Here is a 21704-nt window from a genome sequence, read left to right as displayed (position 1 = left end):
CTGCAACCTTTGTGACCTCTGTCATTATCTGTTGGGAAGTTGCGCGGAGGGTTTACCCGCAGCCAGACGGGTAAGGAAACGCCAAATCCACTCACAAGGACCTTGCGGGAAGAAGCGTAACCAGATGACAGAAAACAGAATATTAACCAGCCAAATAGCCGGAACCAGCATCAGCAAGCCGAGCCGATCAAAATGCATGAATAATTCAAAACGATAAAACAGCGTGGTGCAGATCACCGTTTGCAGCAAATAGTTGCTCAATGCCATACGGCCAACGCATTGAATCATGTAACTGATGCGCCAACGGGAAATCTGTGTCCAGAAACCGAGGCACAGCGCAGCATATCCCAGGCTAATAAACGGGCTGGCGAGATCGCGTGGTGCTTGCAGGTAAAAAGCGGTCCAGCGAAATTCCCAGTGCAGCAGCCATTGCGCCAGCACGCCGGGAATCGCAATGGTAAAGCCAATGCCCAGCATTATCGCTGCGGTACGGCGATAATGCTGCGGAGAATACTCCCCTTTCCACCAGCCGCTGCGCATCAGCGCGGCACCGATCATCATTAATCCCGCCAGCTGCCAGCCATACTGCGAGGCCAGCGCCATTAAACCGGATGAAAGATGATCAAGGCGATTTTGTACCGCTTCCCATCCACCCTGCAATTTCCAAAACTGCTCATATTGTAAGTCTGAGGCGCCAGGCAGCCACGAACGCGTGGGTTCAGGATCGGAGATTGAACCAAATACCAGCAACACCGCGCAGCCAATCAAATAAAGCAGCACGCCCGTATGAAACAAGGCACGCGTCGCGGGGACGTCGCGTAGCATTCGCCACACCACCAAACCAATAATGCCGTAATCCAGCAAGATATCGCCTTCCCAGAAGAAGACGCCGTGAATAAAACCCAGCAAAACCAACAGGGATAAGCGTGCCGTCAGCCAGCGGCTTCCACGCGGCAGCTGCATTTGCAGGCCTGCACCAAACAGCAATGCAAATAAGGTCAGGAATTTTAGCTGGGCGAAAGCATCAAGCAGCGCCCACGTCCAGATATCTGGCGTGCTGAGGCTGTTGTGCCAGGCAGGATTGAGATAGGCGGCGGCGGGTAAGCCAAAGCCGACGATATTAAGCAGCAGGATGCCAAGAATGGCACATCCACGAATGAAATCCAGCGCGAGGTAGCGTTGCATGTGGCATCCAGAAATTAGGGGCGGATGAAGAACTCATCCGCCTTCAGACTCAGCTATGACGTACCGCGCGCAGGAACTCCTGACGGGTGTTTTGACTGGATTTAAACAGGCCGCCAAGCGAGGTTGTGGTGGTTGCACTGGTGGCATCTTTTACGCCACGCGCTTTCACGCAGTAATGCACTGCGTCAATCGACACTGCCACATTATTGGTGCCTAGCAGCGTTTGCAGCGCCACGAGCACTTGTTGTGTTAAACGCTCTTGCACCTGTGGACGCTGTGCAAAAAACTGCACGATGCGGTTGATTTTTGACAGGCCAATCACTTTATCTTTGGGAATATACGCCACGGTGGCTTTGCCATCGATGATCACGAAATGGTGTTCGCAAGTGCTGGTCAATGTGATGTCGCGCACTGTCACCATCTCATCTACCTTCATTTTGTTTTCAATGACGGTGATTTTTGGGAAATTGGCGTAATCGAGGCCGGAAAAAACTTCATCCACATACATTTTAGCGATGCGATGCGGGGTCTCCATCAGGCTGTCATCTTCCAGGTCCAGATTCAGCAGCTGCATGATTTCAGTCATGTGGCCAGCGATCAGGCTTTTGCGGGTTTCGTCATCCATTTCACGCGTTGGCGCACGTAATGGCGTTTCCAGGCCTCGCGCCAGCAGCGTTTCGTGAACCAGGGCGGCTTCCTGACTTAAGGTACTCATCTTACTCTTCTCCGGCAGGTGATGCGCCCGCTGGTGTTTCCCCGCGGGCCGAATTTCTGAGCGCGTATTGTGAAACTTTCCGCAGCGGTAATCCAGCAATCAATAAGATTGGTGATGAAAGCTTTTCACGCTGATCGTCGCCAAACCAACAGTCCCGCCACCAGCAATCCCGCACCCGCCACCCACAAGGCTGGCTCGAGGCGATGTAACCACGCGGTCGAAAGCGAAGACAAAATTGGCCCCACTAACTGCCCCAGCGCGTAACCGGTGGTGAGCATGCCTGCCATATAGCGCATGTGCTGTGGCGCTAATTCGCGTGCATAAAGCAGCGACAGTTGCACCACGGCCAGGAAGCCGCCCCCCACTAATAACGCGCCAATCAGCAAACCGCTAAATCCCGGCAGCGCAGCAGCAGCAAGCACGCCCAACGCCTGCGCCCACAATGCCAGCGCCAGGCGCGTATTGCTGCGACCCCAGCCACGCGTCAAGATAGCGATAGCAATGCCAATCACCGATGCCCCGCCATAGATTGGCCAGACAAACTGAGCGAAAACGCTGTCAGGAAAGCGCGCTGCGGCCATTTGCGATAAAAACGTCGCGGGCAGAATGTAACCAAATCCCGCCAGGCTATAACTCCAGACCAGGCGTTTAAGCTTGCCGTTCATAACTAACGGCTCAGGCATTTGATCGGGCCGATGTAACTCTCCACGGCGCGGTAAATGACGAGCAATCAACGCCACCAATACCAAGGCTAACGCGCCGTAAGCCGCCCACGCCAGCGACGCGCTGACCTGAAAGCTGTGTAACAACACCGCAAGCAAACCGCTGACAAAAATGCCGCATCCTGGTCCGGCAAAGACCGCGGCGGATAAGCCTGGACGACCATGATGATGCAACTGTTCGTTGCTCCAGGCCGCGACCAATACCATTGCCCAACCGCTGGCGCAGCCAATCACGAAACGGAGTAAACCATGCAGCCACGGACCGCTGGCGCAGGCAGAAAGCAGCGTTAAAACCACCGCTCCCCAGATGCCCATTTGCAAGCGAAGTTCAACGCGTCGATGCGCGCGCATGGCATCAAACGATCCACATAAATAACCGAGGTAGTTCAGCGCGGCCACCAGACTGGCGCTGGTTAGCGTCAGTTGATTCGCCTGAATCATCAAGGGTACCTGCGGTGTAAAGGCGAAACGTCCGATGCCCATCGCCACAAACAAAGTAATAAACGCGCTAAGCGCGACACGGAACGCCATTTCCCAGCTCCTGATGTTTTATTCTGACTTGCTTATACCATGCGCGATGTTTAAACTCACGGAAAGTGAATAATATTAACCAAGTTGTTTACGAGAAGAGAAGATATGGATTTAGTTCAGTTACGTATGTTCTGTTCCGTTGCCGAAAGCGGTTCGCTGGCGCGCGCGGCAGAACAACTGCATCGCGTGCCCTCTAATCTCACCACGCGTCTGCGTCAGTTGGAAGAAGAGTTGGGCGTAGATCTGTTTATTCGTGAGAAACAGCGCATTCGCTTATCGCCCATGGGCCACAACTTCCTTAATTATGCGCAGCGCATTCTGGCGTTGAGTGATGAAGCGATGAGCATGGCGCGTACCGGTGAACCTGCCGGTAATTTTTCGCTCGGCTCGATGGAAAGCACCGCTGCAACCCGCCTGCCCGGCTTACTGGCGGCTTACCATCAGCGCTTTCCCAGCGTGGCGCTCTCATTAATCACCGGCACGTCGGGTGAAATCATTGAGCGAGTCCGTGAAGGTACGCTGGCGGCCGCGCTGGTGGATGGCCCGGTTCAACACGACGATCTCAACGGCTGCATCGCTTTTCGCGAAGAGATGACATTGATCACCAGTCTTGATCATGCGCCGATCACCAACGCGCGCGATGCACAAGCCGACACGCTGTTCGCCTTTCGCAACAGCTGCTCTTACCGCGTCAAGCTAGAAGCCTGGTATCGCGACAGCCACACCGCGCCCAACAGCGTGATGGAAATTCAGTCTTATCATGCGATGCTGGCCTGTGTGGCAGGCGGCGCAGGCGTCGCGATGATTCCCTCTTCGGTGCTGAAACAAATGCCCGATCGCGGCCGGGTTCAAGCGCACAGCTTGCCGCCGGCATACCGTGATACCGCCACTTGGTTGATGTGGCGACGTGACGCCTTCACCCCCAACGTTGAAGCGCTGAAATATTTAATCATTGAACAATTTAAGGATCGTCCGCTTAACGATGAGCTGATGCATCCATTGAAAGCGGCGGAATAACGCTTCCGCCACTATTTTTAAACCATCACGACCATCCGTACGCGATCATTTCTGGCGCGTTACATTGATTGAAGAGGGATTTGCATGAACATGATTAAAACCCGTGCCGCTGTTGCCTGGGCTGCTGGCGAACCACTGAAAATTGAAGAAGTGGATTTGATGCCACCACAAAAAGGTGAAGTGCTGGTACGTATCGTTGCGACTGGCGTATGCCATACCGATGCTTACACCTTATCGGGCACAGATCCTGAAGGCGTGTTCCCGGCCATTCTCGGTCACGAAGGCGGCGGCATTGTCGAAGCCGTGGGCGAAGGCGTCACTAGCGTCGAAGTCGGCGACCATGTTATCCCGCTCTATACACCCGAGTGCGGCAAGTGTAAATTCTGTCTTTCTGGCAAAACCAACCTGTGTCAGGCGATTCGCACCACACAGGGTAAAGGTTTGATGCCAGATGGCACCACCCGCTTCTACAAAGACGGCAAGCCTATTTTTCACTACATGGGCACGTCTACCTTCTCTGAATACACCGTGATCCCAGAAATTTCGCTGGCAAAAATCAGTAAAGAAGCGCCACTGGAAGAAGTTTGCCTACTCGGCTGTGGCGTAACCACCGGCATGGGCGCGGTAATGAACACCGCTAAAGTGAAAGAAGGCGACACCGTTGCAATCTTCGGTCTGGGCGGCATCGGTTTGTCGGCAATTATTGGTGCGAAAATGGCGAAAGCCGGTCGCATCATCGGCATTGACCTGAATACCAGTAAGTTTGATCTGGCGCGCAAACTGGGTGCCACCGATCTGATCAATCCGAAAGATTACGAGAAACCCATTCAGGATGTGATTGTTGAACTGACCGATGGCGGCGTGGATTTCTCGTTTGAGTGTATCGGCAACGTCAACGTGATGCGTTCCGCGCTGGAATGCTGCCACAAAGGCTGGGGCGAATCAGTGATTATCGGCGTGGCGGGTGCAGGTGAAGAGATTTCTACCCGTCCTTTCCAGTTGGTAACCGGTCGCGTATGGCGCGGTTCCGCCTTTGGTGGTGTGAAAGGCCGTAGCCAGCTGCCAGGCATTGTGCAGGATTACCTCGACGGCAAATTTGCCCTGAATGATTTCATCACGCATACCATGCCGCTGGAAGAGATCAACGACGCTTTTGATTTAATGCACGAAGGTAAATCAATCCGTTCTGTGGTGCATTTTAAAAAGTAATCAGGAGGCGTTATGGCATCTACACTGGAGCTTTTGGAAGAGCACCGCATCTTTGGCGGCTGGCAGCAGCGCTGGCGTCATCAATCGGGCGTGTTAAATTGCCCGATGACGTTCAGCATTTATCTGCCGAGCCCCAAAGGCGACGCGCCACCGCCTGCGGTTTGGTTCCTTGCCGGGCTGACCTGCAATGATGAAAACTTCACCACCAAAGCGGGTGCGCAGCGCGTAGCGTCGGAACTGGGATTGATGTTGATCATGCCGGATACCAGTCCACGCGGTGATCAGGTGGCAAACGACGAAGGATACGATTTGGGTCAGGGCGCAGGATTTTATCTCAACGCCACCCAACATCCCTGGTCGAGCCATTTCCGCATGTTCGATTACCTGAGCAAAGAGTTGCCTGCGCTGATCGCTGACAATTTCAAGGTCAGTGAACGCCAGTCAATTATGGGCCATTCGATGGGGGGACACGGCGCACTGATGCTGGCGCTGCGTCTTGGCGGTCGCTTTGCTTCCGCTTCTGCGTTCGCACCCATTGTTAATCCAAGTGATGTGCCTTGGGGACAAAAGGCGTTTCAGGCTTATTTAGGTGAAGATCGTGATGCGTGGCGTGAATATGACAGTTGTCATCTGATGCGTGAAGTGCAGCACCGCTTGCCTATCCTGATCGATCAGGGCGACAGCGATCAGTTTCTTGCCGATCAGCTGCAGCCGGAACGTTTAGAAACGATCGCGCAGGAGATGGATTTCCCGCTGACGCTGCGGATCCAGCCGGGTTACGATCACAGCTACTTCTTTATCGCCAGTTTTGTTGAGGATCATCTGCGCTTCCATGCGCAGCATCTGCTCGTGTAAGTGCGCATACTTTTGGATGCTGGCACTTAGGGTTAGGTGCTCGCACTTAGGGTTAGGTACTCGCTGTCCCCCACCTCGGTCCTCCCCCACGCGTGGGGGGGGAAGACGCTGCCACATGCTGTCACCGAGTTTACATGTGGCAGCATCTCCTTCCCCCGCGTTGCGGGGGAAGGCCGGGATGGGGGACAAACGACTTTTCGCTAACTCAAACTAACGCTTCGCGCACTAATCCATCAATCATTACCTGCGGCATGCCGCGTGAGCAGTGCTCAATCCGCCCTTCTACACCATAAACTTGCGCCAGCGTTTCCGGCGTAATCACTTTGTCTGGCTGACCTTCAGCAATCAACCTGCCCTCTTTCAGCATCAAAGCATGCTGCGCGTGCCGTAATGCGATATTGATGTCATGCACTACCACCACGGTAACGATATTGCGCTGAGCGGTTTCGCGTCGGACCAGATCCATCACGTGAAACTGGTAATTCAGATCCAATGCGCTAAGCGGCTCATCCAACAGCAGCAATTCCGGACGCCGAATCAGCGATTGCGCCAACCCCACCAGCTGTTTTTGGCCGCCGGAAAGTTGATCAAGATAACGCATCGCCAGATGCGCAATACCCAACTGCTCCAGCAGATGCAAAATTTCCGCTTCACTGGCGGCACTGTGTAAACCGCCTGAAGCACGCTGTGCAACAATAATCGATTCCAGCACATGCAAGTGTACGCCTGCGGGCAGCGACTGCGGCAGATAAACCACGCGTTGTGCGCGACGGGCAAACGGCTGCGTCATTAACTCTTCGTCGTCGAGCCACATCTCGCCACGGCCCTTATTCAGCCCGGCGAGCGCGCGCAGCAACGTCGATTTACCGCAGCCGTTGGGGCCTAACAGCACGGTAATTTCACCACGCGGCAAAGGCGCCACGTCAAGATTCTCAATCACTTTGCGTTTAGGATAGCCGGTGCTAAAGCCGCGTAATGTCAGACCTGCCATCATACATTCCCCCGATGACGCAAAATAATACTGAGGAAAAACGGCACGCCGACCAATGAAGTCACAATGCCAACCGGAATGATAACGCCAGGAATCAGGTTCTTGGACGCAACGGAGGCCATCGATAACACCAGCGCGCCGGTTAATGCGCTGGCGGGCAGGTAAAAGCGGTGATCTTCGCCAAACATCATGCGAGCAATGTGCGGCGCAACCAGGCCAATAAAGCCAATTGGCCCAACAAATGCCACCGCCAGCGCGGAAAGAATACTGATGCGCAGCAAGGTCGCGAGGCGCAAACGGCGTACGTCGATACCAAAGCTCACTGCACGATCTTCCCCCAGACGCAGTGCGGTCAGCTTCCAGCTGCTTAACAGGGAGAACGGCACCAACAGGCCGAAAGCGAGGCTTAACACACCCAGTTTTTCCCATGATGCGCGGGCCAAACTGCCCATGGTCCAAAACACTAAACCTTGTAACGTATCTTCGCTGGCGATGAACTGCATCATTGAGACCAGCGCGTTAAAGGTGAAAACCAAGGCGATTCCGAATAGCACCACGCCCGAAGAGGAAACTCGGGTCCAACGTGTTACACCATCTAGCATCAGCGCGGCAAACAGCGCGAATACAAACGCATTGGCGGAGATAAACCATTGTGCGGGAATACCGGGAATGCCAATTCCCATCACAATCGCCAGCGCCGCGCCGAAGGCCGCCGCTGAAGAGACGCCCAGCGTGAACGGACTCGCCAGCGGGTTATTGAGGATGGTTTGCATCTCAGCACCGGCAAGGCCGAGTGAAAAGCCGACAACAATCGCCATCAGCGCATAGGGCAAGCGAATATCCCAGACGATGACGCGCGTACCGGCGTCCACGCCAGCGGGATGCAGCAGTGCGTTCCACAATGTAGGTAATGAAAGCCCGGCGGGTCCCAACGTGAAGTCGAGAATCAGCGAAGCCAAAATGGCTAAAAGCAGTACGCCAATCCACAACATGCGGCGACGCAGCGTCTGCCGATAACGGCTAATGGTGCTGTGAGAATCCCTTTGCGTAATCAGTGAAGATTCCGTTGTCATGATTAACCCTGTTGTTCTTACCAATGGTGAATAATTCCGAACGGAGCGAAATAGTGCCAGGCCGGACAGAAAACGCAGCCACAATAGTGCAGATGATAATAATTATCAATTTGACAGGCTAATCTGGTGCAAATAAAGCAAAAAAAAACGCGGTGCCTAAACACCGCGCTTTTTATTTTGCATCATCAATTAGTCTTTATGCGTCGGAAATTCCATTTCGTTGTATTTCACAAACCGGCTGCCGCGTGTCAACTTGTAGCCAAACCAGATAATCAGGAACAGCGGAATACCAATGTAGGTGGCCGCCACGCCATACCAGTCAATGCTGTCGTTAAGAAACGCCTGATAGTTTTGGCCTAGCGTGATAATCAGGCAGAGCACAAAGGCGAAAATCGGTCCCAACGGGAAGAAACCTGAACGATAAGGCAACGCGTTGAGATCGCGCCCTTGCGCCACATAGCCACGACGGAAGCGGTAATGACTGATCGCAATACCCAACCAGGCGATGAAACCTGTCATTCCTGAGGTATTCAGCAGCCACAGATAGACCTCTTGATTACCAAACTTCGACGTCAGGAAACAGAGGCCCGCGACTACGGTTGTGGCCCACAATGCATTACGCGGCACACCGCCTTTCGACAGTTTGGCGAAGATGCGCGGCGCTTTGCCTTCGCTCGCCAGGTTGTAAAGCATGCGTGTTGAGGCGTACATGCCCGAGTTACCTGCTGATAACACTGCAGTCAGAATCACCGCATTCATTACCGCTGCCGCTGAAAGCAAACCGGCATTCTGGAACACCAAGGTAAACGGACTGACGCTGATATCTTTGATGTCGTTGTGCAGCAATTGTGGATCGGTATACGGCAGAATCAGGCTGATAATCAGAATGGCAAACACATAAAACAGCAGGATACGCCAAAACACCTGACGCACCGCACGCGGAATGTTTTTCCCCGGATCTTCTGATTCACCCGCCGCAATCCCGATTAGCTCGGTGCCCTGAAAGGAGAAGCCGACAATCATCGCCACGCCTATCATTGCAGCAAATCCACCGGCAAACGGCGCATCGCCTACCTGCCAGTTATGCCAACCCGCGTTTTCTGCACCGCGCATAATGCCCGTAATCATCAGTACGCCAACCACGATGAAGATGACGACGGTAACGACTTTGATCAGTGAGAACCAATATTCTGCTTCACCAAATCCTTTTACAGAAATGTAGTTCATCAGGAACATCAGGCAGAGGAACAGCGCGCTCCAGATCCAGCCTGGCGTGTCGGGAAACCAGTAATTCATCACTAACTGCGAAGCGACCAGATCAACAGCGATGGTGACGGCCCAGTTGTACCAGTAGTTCCAGCCAAGGGCGAAACCAAAGCCTTCTTCAACATATTTTGCGCCATAGGTCGCAAAAGAACCGGAAACCGGCATGAAGGCTGCCAATTCGCCAAGGCTGGTCATCAGGAAATAGACCATCAAGCCAATCAGCGCGTAGGAGAGCAGCGCACCGCCCGGCCCCGCCTGAGAAATGGTGGCACCCGAAGCGACAAACAGGCCGGTTCCTATCGAACCCCCAATGGCGATCATCGTCAGATGACGCGCTTTCAACGCACGTCTTAACGCAGGCTGTTGTGTTGTATTTGAGTCGTTATGCATGTGTAAACGCTACGTCAGATAAAAATGAGGCGCGATTGTAGCAGCTAAGCCTGCTCTGTATAGCAAAGGTGCGCTGTTATAAGTTACCTTCATGATAGACGCGAAATTATTAGCACCCACTCTTTTTACCGGCAATATTCAGGCTTAAGGCCAGTGTTAAGCCAGAAGGTGGAGCCTCACGCATGAGGCTTACAGGTTGCTTGAACGCGTTATTCGCGGCAATAGGAGAGGAAACGCGTCAACGCTTTTGAGATATGTTTTTGACGATGATGAATACGATAAAGGGTGCGCGTCAGGCGCGGCAGCGGAATTTTCAGCTCCACCAGCGTTCCTGCATCGAGCAAATCACTGATCACCCGACGCGATAAACAGCTAATACCCATGCCATGACGTACTGCGTGTTTGATCGCTTCTGAATTGCCAAGCTCCATGCCCAGTTGGAAAGAGGGCAAATGCGATAACAGCAGATAATCGACAATTTCACGCGTGCCGGAGCCACGTTCGCGCAAGATCCATGGCGCCGCACCCAATGACTCCAGCGTTACTGGCTGCTGCAAAATCTCTGCATCTGGCGCGGCGAACACCACCAGTTCATCTTCAAGCCAGGCTTCACTGATCAAGTCAGTCATGTGGCACGGCCCTTCGATCAGCCCAACGTCGACCCTAAAATCTGACACTGCATTAATCACGTCCTGACTGTTGCCGACGCTTAGCTCCAGCGGCAAACCGGGGAAGTCACGGCGATAACCGGCAATCATGCCCGGCAGTAAATAGTTGCCAATGGTGCTGCTGGCGTAGATACGAATAGCGCCGTTATCTTCTTTAAACAGCTGCTCAATTTCTCCCGCCTGTTCTAACAAACCCACAGCGCGCGGATAGAGCAGCCGGCCATGTTCATTCAGCACCAGCCGTTTACCGACACGGTCAAACAACTGTACACCCAGCTGTCCTTCCAAATCGGCCAGCGCGGCACTGACCGCGGACTGCGATAACGCCAGCACTTGCGAAGCCTGCGTTGTCGAGCCGCTTTTTAATACCTCGGTAAACACTTCAACCTGACGCAGCGTAATATGCATGCGTTTCCCCTACATTGCGTAATGGTTTACAAGATAAACCAATACGCCGAGCCAAATCAGCAACATCAGGATCAATCCGAACCCGCTGACCACTTTTTTGCCACGCGCACGTTGAACTTCGGCACTTTCGATACTGCTGATACGTATTTCACGCGGCAGCAACTTTAGCAAGATCATCACGCCGAGCGGGATAATAATCGCATCATCCAGCAGACCAACGATGGGGATGAAGTCGGGGATCAAATCAATCGGGCTAAGCGCGTACGCGACCAATCCCACCGAAATTAATTTGAACCACCATGGCGTACGCGGATCGCGACAGGCAAACCACAAGGTTAAAACATCTCGTTTAATCAAGGCGGCCCAGCGGCGAAGTCTTCCAAACAGCATATTCCCTGCCTTATTACTTATACCGGTTAATATTAAATATATTATCAATTTCACTTTTAAGCTAGTGAGCCGCATGATCGAACTTCAAACAGGAGCAACGATGATGACCGAACTCACTTTCAACAAAACGCAGCTACCTTTTCAGCATTGGCTTCCCGGTTTACTGCTGACCGCGTCGATTGCCGCAGCGGCAGCCTGGCTGGCAAATCAACCCTGGCTTAGCGGCATTGGCCTCGGCGCGTTAACGTTGGCGATCATGCTGGGCATTGTCGTGGGCAACAGCATTTATTCTCCGCTGGCAACGCATTGCGATGCTGGCGTGGCGCTGGCCAAGCAAAAACTCTTGCGCCTTGGCATTATCCTGTTTGGCTTCCGTATTACCCTGCAGCAAATCACCGATGTAGGTGTGAGCGGCATTGTGATTGATGCGCTGACCTTAAGCAGCACCTTTTTTATAACCTGCCTGCTCGGTAGACGTTTGTTGAAACTGGACCGCGACACGGTGTGGTTGATTGGCGCAGGCAGCAGTATTTGTGGTGCCGCTGCGGTATTAGCCACAGAACCGGTGATAAAAGCAGCACCGTCTAAAGTCGCGGTAGCCGTCGCTACTGTGGTGCTGTTCGGTACGCTGGCTATTTTTATCTATCCTCTGCTGTGGCCGCTGGCGCACGCCCTTTTTCCAACTCTCAGCCTGACGCAGTTTGGTATTTTTACCGGATCGACCATTCATGAAGTGGCGCAGGTTGTCGCGGCGGGTCACGCGCTTGGCCCGGATGCAGAAAACAGCGCAGTGATTGCGAAAATGTTGCGCGTGATGATGCTGGCACCGTTTCTGTTATGCCTTGGCGGCGCATTACGTCGCCAGCAGCGCGGTACGCAGACGCAGGGACCCGTGACGTTCCCGTGGTTTGCTCTGTTGTTTGTGCTGGTCGCGGTGTTCAACTCATTGCATATATTGCCCGCCTACGCTGTCACCGCGCTTAATCAACTGGCAAATTTATTGCTGGCCATGGCGATGGCCGCGCTGGGATTAACCACGCGCTTCAGCGCACTGCGCAATGCCGGTATCAAACCGCTGCTGTTAGGGGCGATGGTGTTTAGCTGGCTGATCGTGGGCGGCGGTGGTATCAATCTGCTGGCGCAACATTTCATGGGCTAAGCGCATCGGGTATCATGCCGGTTCATCTGTGCATAGCCACTTCAGGAGAACGGCATGAAATATATCGGCGCACACGTCAGCGCGTCTGGCGGTGTGGACCAGGCAGTGATTCGCGCTCATGAGCTTGAAGCCACCGCCTTCGCTCTGTTTACCAAGAATCAGCGTCAGTGGAAAGCGGCTCCCCTTTCCACTGAGGTGATCGATGCTTTTCGCGCCGCCTGTGAAAAATACAATTACGGCCCGCAGCAAATCCTGCCTCACGACAGCTTCCTGATTAACCTGGGGCATCCAGTGATGGATGCGTTGGAAAAGTCACGCGACGCGTTTTTGGATGAGATGCAGCGAGCAGATCAGTTAGGACTGACCTTACTTAATTTCCATCCGGGCAGCCATTTGCAGCAGATTGAAGAGGAAGCCTGCCTGAAGCGCATCGCGGAATCGGTCAATATTGCGCTGGATAAAAGCCAAAACGTGACAGCGGTGATTGAAAATACCGCAGGGCAAGGTAGCAATCTGGGCTTCCGCTTTGAGCATTTGGCCACCATCATCGAGCATGTTGAAGACAAATCGCGTGTTGGCGTTTGTATTGATACCTGTCACGCCTTTGCGGGTGGCTACGATTTGCGCACTGAAGAGGACTGCGTTGCCACCTTCGCTGAATTTGAGCGCATCGTTGGCTTTAAGTATCTGCGCGGCATGCACCTGAACGATGCGAAAAGTGCTTTCGGCAGCCGAGTAGACCGTCACAACAGTCTTGGCGAAGGCAACATCGGTAAAACCGTGTTTAGCTGGTTAATGAAAGATTCGCGTTTCGATGGCATTCCACTGATTCTGGAAACCATCAATCCTGATATCTGGAAAGATGAAATTGCCTGGCTGAAGGCGCAGCAGCAAGCTTGAATAAAAAAGGGAGCCAACCGGCTCCCTTTCATTTTTGCTGATGCATTTCCCCAGAAAATCAGGCTTTCACCAACTCTTCTTCTGAACGTTTCAAAACTGCATAACTCAGGCCCGCGATTGCCGTACCAATCACAATCGCCAGCAGATAACCCAACACCGGGGTAATCGCGCCAGGAATCAACAGCACGAACAGGCCACCGTGCGGTGCCATCAGTTTGGCGCCAATTGCCATGGAGATAGCACCGGTCACCGCGCCGCCGACAATGCAGCATGGCAGGACGCGCATGGGATCACGCGCCGCAAACGGGATCGCACCTTCAGAGATAAAGCACAATCCAAGAACCAGCGCCGCTTTGCCGCCTTCCTGCTGACCTTTGTTGAACTTGCGTCGTGCAACCAGCGTGGCTAAACCCATCGCCAGCGGTGGAACCATACCGGCTGCCATAATGGCGGCCATTGGCGCATAGGTTTGTGAACTCAACAAACCCACACCAAAGGCATACGCCACTTTGTTCACCGGGCCGCCCATATCGGTACACATCATGCCGCCAAGGATCGCGCCCAACAGGACCGCATTCGCAGTGCCCATATTTGCTAACCAGGTTGTCAAGCCGCTCATGATGCCAGCAACCGGTTTACCGACCACATAGATCATCAGCAGGCCGGTAATCAAGCTCGCAAACAGCGGGATGATCAATATTGGTTTCAACGCTTCCATACTTTGTGGCAGCTTAACTTTGCTGCTGATCAGTTTGGCAGCATAACCGGCAATAAAGCCCGCGATGATTCCGCCAAGGAAACCGGCGTTGATGCTGGTCGCCAGCATGCCGCCAATCAAGCCTGGCGTCAGACCCGGACGGTCAGCGATAGAGAAGGCGATGAAACCTGCCAACACCGGCACCATTAAGGCGAAGGCGCTACCGCCGCCAATCTGCATCAAGGCCGCCGCCAGCGTGCCCTGCTCTTTAAACGCGGTGATACCAAAGGCGAAAGAGAGCGCAATGCTCAAACCGCCCGCTACCACCATCGGCAGCATGTAGGAAACGCCGGTTAACAGGTGACGATACGCGCCTGCGCCACCCTCTTTTTTGTCTTCCTGACTGTTACTGCCCTGCGCACCAGAAGGTTTATACGGTTTCGCTTCGACTTCTGCTTTATCCAGCTCTTGTGCCGTTTTCTTCAACGCTAAACCGGTTGATGTGCGGTACATCGGCTTACCGGCAAATTTCGCCAGATCGACTTCAATATCAGCGGCGACGATCACCAGATCGGCTGCGGCCACTTCTTCTGGCGTGATGGCGTTGCCCGCACCCACTGAACCGCGGGTTTCAACTTTTACCCACCAGCCGCGTTTAGTGGCTTCAGACTGGATTGCTTCGGCTGCCATAAAGGTATGCGCGACGCCCGTCGGACAAGCGGTTACCGCTACGATACGTTTTTGACCGCCAGCCTGCGCAGTGGTAGCAGGTGCCGCCACTTCCGCTGTCGCCTGCCAACTTTTGGCTTCGGCTTTTGCCCGGCTAAGGAATTGTTCTGGCTCACGTACAGCTTGCTGCACATCGCCCAGCCAGACAGATTTGCCGTTCAGCGCCGCGTCATTCGGAATTTCATGACCGATGACGATCGCCAGTTCGGCCTCTGCCGGGTTTTCAGTGATTGTCAGACCCGCCTGCGCCGCCGCGGCGGTAAGGCGCTGTTTTGCCATGTAAGCGGAAGCCAGACCCAGTGAAGGATCTTTTATCAGCAGCGTTTTCATTATCGCTCTCCTGCTGTTAGTTAACGGGTTTTAAGTCGACGCGCGCCATCATTGCGGCCAACTGAGTACGATCGGTTATGCCCACGTTACTCTGGCTGACGGCCATTGCCGCCACCGCCGTCGCAAGACGCAGTGTGTGTTCACTGGATTCACGCATCAGCAAACCATAAATCAAGCCGCCGACCATGGAATCGCCTGCGCCTACCGTGCTGACAACGTCACACACTGGCGGTTTAGCCAGCCATTCACCTGAAGCATTGACCCACAGTGCACCTTCAGCCCCCAGAGAAATGACGACATGCGCAATGCCCTGCTCGCGCAGTTCGTGTGCAGCACCAATCACATCCTGCAGCGTAGGCAGTTTGCGACCCGCCCAAATTTCCAGCTCGCGACGGTTTGGTTTGACCAACCATGGCGCCGCTTTCAAGCCTGCTACCAGCGCTTCACGGCTGCTGTCGAAAATGATGCACGGACAAAGGGTACGTAAGTCACTCATCCATTGGGTAAACGCTGCGGGATCAACGCCTTCTGGCAGGCTGCCGCTAACGCAGACCATATCAAACTGACCGAGCCAGGTTAGCGAGTCGCTGGTGAAGCGATCCCAGTCCTGTGAAGTCACGTTAAATCCTGAAAAGTTCAGGTCAGTTACATCACCGGTTTGCTCAGTGAGCTTCACGTTAATGCGCGTTCGGCCTGGCACTACCTGAAAGCGGTTAGCGATGCCCAACTCGCTGAATAACTGCTGGAAACCATCCTGATTTTCTTTACCCAGAAAGCCACCGACAGTCACATCAATGCCGAGATCTTTCAGTACTTTCGCAACGTTGATGCCTTTACCCGCCGCGTGCAAACCGGTGGTTTTTACCAGGTTGACTTCACCGCGTTCGATCTCTGGTGTATAGCCGACTAAATCGTAAGCGGGATTTAGCGTAATGGTTGCTACGCGTCTGCTCATGCTGCCCCCTCGCCTAAACCGCTGGTGATCGCTTCTTCAATGGCGGTTAGCGCTTGTTGTGCATCTTCGCCGCTGGCAGTAAAGCGCAGGCGGTGGCCTTTTTTCACGCCAAGTGCCACAACCTTCATCAGGCTACGGCCATTAGCTGGCTTACCGCTGCCATCAAGGTTAGTCACGGTAATGTCGCTATTAAATTGTTTGATCACGCTAACCAGCGCGGTGCCCGGACGCGCATGCAGACCATGTTCGTTACGGATAGTAAATTCGGCGGTTAAGACTTCTGCCTGCTCATCGACTTCACTGGTCAGTAACGCGTAAACGCCAGCGGCATCTGCTTTGATTAAACGATCGGCTTTGTTGTTGAGCAGCAGCGTGCTGAGATAGCCCAGCACCTCCAGCGGACGATCGTCAGTGGCTGCCACACTCACCAGCATGGCAACCTGCTCGCCCTGATGGTCAAACGGCGTTGCCGCACGGCTTACTGCTACACCGCTGCGCACATTACCGCTGGCGCTGTCACTCAGCCAGATGCCTTGACCAAGGCTTAACGGCGCAGCAGAAATTACGTTGGCAACGTAGCTCGCATCCACCACACCCGCAGCCTGTAAACGTCCGGCGTTAAGCGCCTGCAACGTGATTAAATCTTTTGCTGCCACATCGACGCTGATTAATGAGGTATCAAAACTGAATTCAGCAGCTTGTTTCTCCCCCATTAACAGCGCACGCAGCTCTTCAGCCGAGGCGGTTTTTAGCTGATCGGCAATGCTGTCATCGCTTAATACATGGGTGAGTTGACGCAGCAGCGCCAGGTGTTCGTCAGACTTCGCGGCGATACCAATAGCGACATAGGCGGTTTGATCTTCGCCCCAGGCAATACCCTGCGGAAACTGAAATACCTGCACGCCCGTTTTTAACACTAAGTCACGCGTGTCGGTGGTGCCGTGTGGTATGGCGATGCCATTACCGAGAAAAGTAGAGGTTTGCTGTTCACGCGCCAGCATGCCGTTAACGTAGCCTTCTGCGACGTTTCCGGCAGCGGTCAGCGCCGCAGCAACCTGACGAATAGCGTCTTCTTTGTTTTGCGCGCTGGCCCCGGTGTGGATAGCCTGCAATTCGAGCTGGAACATAATTCTCCTCGCTTGCTGAAATTGAATCGTTTCAGCTTGATGGCAAAAATAGACGCTGCCCACTACGAAGATGGTTTCGCAGACAACGCTGAAACGTTTCAAGTATTCTGGTACAGCGCATTCAAGCAGGCAAGAAAATGCGCAAACGGCGTAGCATATTTTTGAAGCCACGCACATTTCACAGTCTAATGAGGATTTTATTGAGGGTGTAGCTGACGCCCTGCTGTAAACGCAACGCGTTTAATCTTTGAAGAATCAGCAAACTTCAGCAAATTATGGCGCGGTGTCGGTTTCCAGTTGTATCAGATAAAGCATCGCATCGTGGCGCGAATTGCCGCACATTTCGCGATCGGGCTGTAAACCCGCGCACACTGCTGGACGTAAAGGCGAACCAAAAAGCTTGCAGCGCAAATCGTCATCAAGCTGAACACAGGGCGTGTTCGCGGGTTTGCCATTGGGCATGCCAGGAATAGGTGAAGAGATGGAGGGCGCCGTACAACAGGCACCGCACTGACTACGGCATTGCATGATGCACTCCAGCAGAGAATTTCGCCGCGACAATAGCAGCCCAGTTCGCTTTTTGCCATCCTTCTCTCAGCGTCCATAAAAATACCTGCGCGGCATATTGCCTGTTTTCACCGGCGCGAGTAACGTGTCGCGCAATTCAATCTCAGAGAAAGCGAGAACTGCAATGCCAAAAGCCAATGAAATCAAAAAAGGGATGGCGGTGACCCATAATGGAAAGCTGCTGCTGGTTAAAGATATTGATGTTCAAAGCCCAAGCGCGCGCGGTGCGGCCACGCTGTATAAAATGCGTTTCACCGATGTTCGTACCGGAATGAAAGTGGAAGAGCGCTTTAAAGGTGACGATCTGATTGAAGCGATTTCACTTAGCCGCCGTAGCGTGACCTTCTCTTATATAGACGGCGATGAGTATGTCTTTATGGATGACGAAGATTACACGCCTTATACCTTTAAAAAAGAGCAAATCGAAGAGGAGCTGCTGTTTATTCCAGAAGGCGGCATTCCTGGCATTCATGTGCTGACAATGGAGGGTCAGTTGCTGGCATTAGAGTTGCCGCAAACCGTTGACATGGAAATTGTTGATACATCGCCGGGCATTAAAGGGGCCTCTGCCAGTGCACGCACCAAACCGGCAGGAATGAGCACCGGTCTGGCGATTCAGGTGCCGGAATACCTCAGCAATGGCGATCGTATCCGCATTCATATCGCTGAACGCCGTTACATGGGGCGTGCTGACTAAATCACGCCACGATTCTCGCCAGGTGAAAATGTTATAAGATAACATCTTTAGCCTGGCGATTTTGTTATCGGAGCTTTTAGCATGACACGCGTTAACCTTCTTACCGGCTTTTTAGGCAGCGGCAAAACCACCACTTTGCTGCATTTGCTGGCCAATAAACCTGAAAATGAAAATTGGGCGGTGCTGGTTAATGAATTCGGTGAGATTGGCATTGATGGCGCGCTGTTAGCTAATCGTGGTGCGACGCTGAAGGAGATTCCTGGCGGCTGCATGTGTTGCGTAAACGGCTTGCCAATGCAGGTTGGCCTCAACATGTTATTAAAGCAGAACAAGCCGGATCGCTTACTGATAGAACCCACCGGTTTAGGCCATCCTCGCCAGCTGTTATCCATGCTGAGCGCAGAGGTTTATCAACCCTGGCTGCAACTTAACGCCACAATTACCCTGCTCGATGCACGTCAACTTGGGGATGCGCGAGTGGTTGCAAACGAGAATTTTCGCGATCAGCTGGTGGCTGCCGATATTATTGTGGGAAACAAAAGCGACCGTTGGCATGAGAGCGATCGCCTGGCCTTGCAACGCTGGCAGGAACAATTTCTTCAAGGTCGCCCGTTTGTGACGACGCAATTCGGTCAAATATCCCTATCATTATTAGACACGCCTCGCGGTTCACCTCGCCCTATTCCTCAACCAGAACATCACCATCACGCCCCGGCTCCCGCCAGCGGTATTGCTGCGCTGCGCCTGGAGGGCCAGTCACGCTGGCGTCGCGCCCTTAATGAAGGCCAAGGCTACGCTGCCTGCGGCTGGATTTTTGATAGCGAAACGATTTTCGATACCATTCCGCTGCTGGAATGGGCACGTTTAGCGCCGGTTGATCGGGTTAAAGGTGTGCTGCGAATTGCCGATGGTACGGTGAGCATTAACCGGCAAGGCGAAGATCTGCATATCGAAACGCACGCTTCTGCGCCTGTTGATAGCCGGGTGGAAATGATCCATTCACAGTCATCTAACTGGAATGAACTACAATCCGCATTGTTGAAGTGTCGTTTACGCTAACCAGGTTAGGTTCTGCGGTTATTTTTTAAATCATGAGTTGGACTATGCACGCTACTCGTCTTGTTACGATCCTTTTGCTTAACGCATTGGGTGTTGTGTTGTTTTTATCGTGGTATTTACCGCCTGAACATGGTTTTTGGTTCGGCGTGGATAAAACGATATTTTTTACTTTTAACGATCAGATGGTTGCGCATCCTGGGTTTGCCTTACTGGTAGCAATCACCAATTTTCGTGGCTTTGATCTTGTGTCGCTACTGGCGATGGGATTGCTCTATCTGTCGTTCTGGCGTCGCGAGACACCGCAAGGTCGCCGCAAGCTATTGGCAATTGGCATCACCATGCTACTCACAGCGGTTATCCTGAATCAGCTTGGTCATTTAATACCGGTGCAACATGCCAGCCCAACGCTGTTTTTTGACAATGTACATCGCGTCAGTGAGTTGACGGGCATTCCAGCTAAAGATGCATCGAAAAATAGTTTCCCTGGCGATCACGGCATGATGCTCATTATCTTTGCCTGCTTCATGTGGCGTTATTTTGGCTTGCGCGCCTTTCTCATCGCCGCGGCTATCGTGATTATATTTTCATTGCCACGCGTGATGGCCGGTGCACATTGGTTTACCGATGTGGCGGTGGGCTCACTTTCGGTGGTGTTAGTCGGGCTGAGCTGGTGGTTATTAACGCCGGCCAGTGATGCAGTAGTGAATTGGTTTTATCGAAAACTACCGGGCAAATATAAGCCACAGGCGTAATTGATTAGCGCGGGCGATAAACGGCAATTATTTGTACCGCCCGCGCTTATTAAAAACTTAAATATATTATTAGCAAGCTAACCAAAAAAGGGTAAAACAAAAAAGTTATGTCCTTTTTAGTGGGTAAATCTTCTGTCAATTACCCTGTCCAGCGTAAAAACTCTTAAAAACCCAGCTAGACCGCGAATTAGCGCCAGTTTAACGCGCTGTTCCCTCCATTATTTCCTGATAATTGCTGATAAAGTAGGCACTCTGTTACAGATTGATTCATATCAAAAAAACCTATAAGAATTTGATTAAAAGCTCTCGCCACGGCCTCTGTAATCGGTTAACCTCAGTCGCAGTGAGGCAACAGCAGCAGAAAATTCGGCCTTTTTTACCGAGAAATTGTGGTCATTAACACAATTTAGTAATTAAGGAATTGTCTTAGGCTGATTCGCTTATTAATCTCATTCCGTTTTGTCATCTGGCTAGCGACAATCTTGTCGTAAGGACATCGAAGGAAAACCCGAATAATGGTCAAGTCTCAACCAATTCTGAGATATATTTGGCGGATCGTGCCCGCAATGGCGCTGGCAACTCTGCTCTCAGCTTGTAGTAGTACGTATGATGGACATAACGCGAATAACGAGAATCATGAAGTTAACAACCAGAATGGTTTTTTACTTCAAGCGTCTCAGGATGAATTTGAAGAAATGGTGCGCAACGTCGATGTTAAGACGCGCATCATGGATCAATATGCCGTCTGGAAAGGTGTGCGTTACCGTCTTGGTGGTGATACCAAACGGGGTATTGATTGCTCCGCCTTTGTTCAGCGCACCTTCCGCGAACAGTTTGGCTTAGATTTACCGCGCTCAACTTCAGAGCAGCAAGATACCGGCAGAGAGATTTCTCGCACCAAGTTGCGTCCAGGCGATCTTGTCCTGTTCCGCGCAGGTTCTACGGGTCGTCATGTGGGTATCTATCTCGGTAACGACAATTTCGTTCATGCTTCCACCAGCAGTGGTGTGATGATCTCAAATCTGAACGATAATTACTGGAAGAAGCGCTACCGCGAAGGCCGTCGAGTATTAAGTCGTAACCCTACTTAACGCCTCGCTTCGAACACCTTCTCAGCCAGAGAAAATCTAACGCTGCTTTGCAGCGTTTTTTTTCGTCTTTAAATGCTAAATCCTCCCTGTAAATGTAAAAAAAAGTGATTGTTTATCAGAAGAATAACAAGACTTTGTCCGTCATCTCGTTATATTCTCATTCGCTTACATCAGAGCAGCTGTGTGCAGTTAAATAATAAAAACAGAATCAGAGGAAGCAC

Annotated in this window: 21 protein-coding genes; 9 read left to right on the top strand and 12 right to left on the bottom strand. The window is 52.6% G+C overall.

What is annotated here, in order from left to right; translation table 11 throughout:
- Positions 1–24 precede the first annotated feature (24 nt).
- From yeiB to MUG06_RS01925, 3 genes are all read right to left on the bottom strand, one after another.
- Positions 25–1185 carry a DUF418 domain-containing protein YeiB gene (gene yeiB, locus MUG06_RS01935; RefSeq protein WP_243077554.1) on the bottom strand — a complete coding sequence of 387 codons (1161 nt, stop codon included), beginning with the start codon at positions 1183–1185 and terminating at the stop codon, positions 25–27.
- A gap of 49 nt (positions 1186–1234) precedes the next feature.
- Positions 1235–1900, bottom strand: coding sequence for a GTP cyclohydrolase I FolE (gene folE / locus MUG06_RS01930; protein WP_215846194.1), 666 nt, complete (start codon positions 1898–1900; stop codon positions 1235–1237).
- Positions 1901–2025: 125 nt separating this feature from the next.
- A complete protein-coding gene (locus MUG06_RS01925) occupies positions 2026–3153 on the bottom strand; it encodes a YbfB/YjiJ family MFS transporter (RefSeq protein ID WP_243077553.1) in 1128 nt (375 codons plus the stop codon).
- 105 nt (positions 3154–3258) lie between these two features.
- Here MUG06_RS01925 and MUG06_RS01920 point away from each other — a divergent pair, with 105 nt between their 5' ends.
- The 3 genes from MUG06_RS01920 (at position 3259) to fghA (ending at position 6234) form a co-directional block, all read left to right on the top strand.
- A complete protein-coding gene (locus tag MUG06_RS01920) occupies positions 3259–4170 on the top strand; it encodes a LysR family transcriptional regulator (RefSeq protein WP_215846193.1) in 912 nt (303 codons plus the stop codon).
- Positions 4171–4254: 84 nt separating this feature from the next.
- Positions 4255–5379, top strand: coding sequence for an S-(hydroxymethyl)glutathione dehydrogenase/class III alcohol dehydrogenase (locus MUG06_RS01915; protein ID WP_243077552.1), 1125 nt, complete (start codon positions 4255–4257; stop codon positions 5377–5379).
- A gap of 12 nt (positions 5380–5391) precedes the next feature.
- A complete protein-coding gene (gene fghA, locus MUG06_RS01910; protein ID WP_243077551.1) occupies positions 5392–6234 on the top strand; it encodes an S-formylglutathione hydrolase in 843 nt (280 codons plus the stop codon).
- A 205-nt stretch (positions 6235–6439) separates the two neighbouring features.
- Here the strand turns inward: fghA and MUG06_RS01905 are convergent, their stop codons facing one another.
- From MUG06_RS01905 to MUG06_RS01885, 5 genes are all read right to left on the bottom strand, one after another.
- A complete protein-coding gene (locus tag MUG06_RS01905; protein ID WP_243077550.1) occupies positions 6440–7228 on the bottom strand; it encodes an ABC transporter ATP-binding protein in 789 nt (262 codons plus the stop codon).
- Entirely contained in the window at positions 7225–8298 is a 1074-nt protein-coding gene (locus MUG06_RS01900; RefSeq protein WP_215846189.1) for an iron ABC transporter permease, read from the bottom strand. Before MUG06_RS01900 ends, MUG06_RS01905 begins: the two co-directional genes overlap by 4 nt.
- Positions 8299–8487: 189 nt before the next feature.
- A complete protein-coding gene (locus MUG06_RS01895) occupies positions 8488–9954 on the bottom strand; it encodes an amino acid permease (RefSeq protein WP_215846188.1) in 1467 nt (488 codons plus the stop codon).
- Positions 9955–10163: 209 nt separating this feature from the next.
- Positions 10164–11030: a DNA-binding transcriptional regulator YeiE gene (gene yieE, locus MUG06_RS01890; RefSeq protein WP_243077549.1), complete on the bottom strand. Its 867-nt coding sequence runs from the start codon at positions 11028–11030 to the stop codon at positions 10164–10166.
- 9 nt (positions 11031–11039) lie between these two features.
- Positions 11040–11420 carry a YkvA family protein gene (locus MUG06_RS01885; protein ID WP_215846187.1) on the bottom strand — a complete coding sequence of 127 codons (381 nt, stop codon included), beginning with the start codon at positions 11418–11420 and terminating at the stop codon, positions 11040–11042.
- Between the two features lie 103 nt (positions 11421–11523).
- On the opposite strand from MUG06_RS01885, the gene MUG06_RS01880 reads away from it, so the two are divergent.
- Entirely contained in the window at positions 11524–12579 is a 1056-nt protein-coding gene (locus MUG06_RS01880) for a YeiH family protein (protein WP_243078473.1), read from the top strand.
- 54 nt (positions 12580–12633) lie between these two features.
- Positions 12634–13479, top strand: coding sequence for a deoxyribonuclease IV (gene nfo, locus MUG06_RS01875; RefSeq protein ID WP_215846186.1), 846 nt, complete (start codon positions 12634–12636; stop codon positions 13477–13479).
- 58 nt (positions 13480–13537) lie between these two features.
- On the opposite strand, the gene fruA is transcribed toward nfo, so the two are convergent.
- The 4 genes from fruA to MUG06_RS01855 all read right to left on the bottom strand — a co-directional run bounded on the left by fruA (position 13538) and on the right by MUG06_RS01855 (position 17845).
- A complete protein-coding gene (gene fruA, locus MUG06_RS01870; protein ID WP_243077548.1) occupies positions 13538–15235 on the bottom strand; it encodes a PTS fructose transporter subunit IIBC in 1698 nt (565 codons plus the stop codon).
- 16 nt (positions 15236–15251) lie between these two features.
- On the bottom strand, positions 15252–16190 hold the full coding sequence (gene fruK / locus MUG06_RS01865; RefSeq protein ID WP_215846185.1) for a 1-phosphofructokinase: 939 nt from the start codon (positions 16188–16190) through the stop codon (positions 15252–15254).
- Entirely contained in the window at positions 16187–17317 is a 1131-nt protein-coding gene (fruB, locus tag MUG06_RS01860; protein ID WP_243077547.1) for a fused PTS fructose transporter subunit IIA/HPr protein, read from the bottom strand. Before fruB ends, fruK begins: the two co-directional genes overlap by 4 nt.
- Positions 17318–17590: 273 nt before the next feature.
- On the bottom strand, positions 17591–17845 hold the full coding sequence (locus MUG06_RS01855; RefSeq protein WP_243077546.1) for a YkgJ family cysteine cluster protein: 255 nt from the start codon (positions 17843–17845) through the stop codon (positions 17591–17593).
- Positions 17846–18008: 163 nt separating this feature from the next.
- Between MUG06_RS01855 and yeiP the strand changes: the two genes are divergently transcribed.
- The 4 genes from yeiP (at position 18009) to mepS (ending at position 21483) form a co-directional block, all read left to right on the top strand.
- A complete protein-coding gene (yeiP, locus tag MUG06_RS01850) occupies positions 18009–18581 on the top strand; it encodes an elongation factor P-like protein YeiP (protein ID WP_215846182.1) in 573 nt (190 codons plus the stop codon).
- A gap of 81 nt (positions 18582–18662) precedes the next feature.
- Positions 18663–19640, top strand: coding sequence for a GTP-binding protein (locus tag MUG06_RS01845; protein ID WP_243077545.1), 978 nt, complete (start codon positions 18663–18665; stop codon positions 19638–19640).
- A 44-nt stretch (positions 19641–19684) separates the two neighbouring features.
- A complete protein-coding gene (locus tag MUG06_RS01840) occupies positions 19685–20392 on the top strand; it encodes a phosphatase PAP2 family protein (protein ID WP_243077544.1) in 708 nt (235 codons plus the stop codon).
- Between the two features lie 515 nt (positions 20393–20907).
- The gene (gene mepS / locus MUG06_RS01835) at positions 20908–21483 is read left to right on the top strand and encodes a bifunctional murein DD-endopeptidase/murein LD-carboxypeptidase (RefSeq protein ID WP_215846177.1); all 576 of its coding nucleotides are present in this window, start codon (positions 20908–20910) and stop codon (positions 21481–21483) included.
- The last annotated feature ends 221 nt before the right edge of the window (positions 21484–21704 follow it).

Origin of the sequence: Pantoea sp. MQR6, assembly GCF_022761075.1 — a bacterium.
In the GTDB taxonomy this organism is placed as follows: domain Bacteria; phylum Pseudomonadota; class Gammaproteobacteria; order Enterobacterales; family Enterobacteriaceae; genus Pantoea; species Pantoea phytostimulans.
This window is presented reverse-complemented; position numbering and strand designations above follow the sequence as displayed.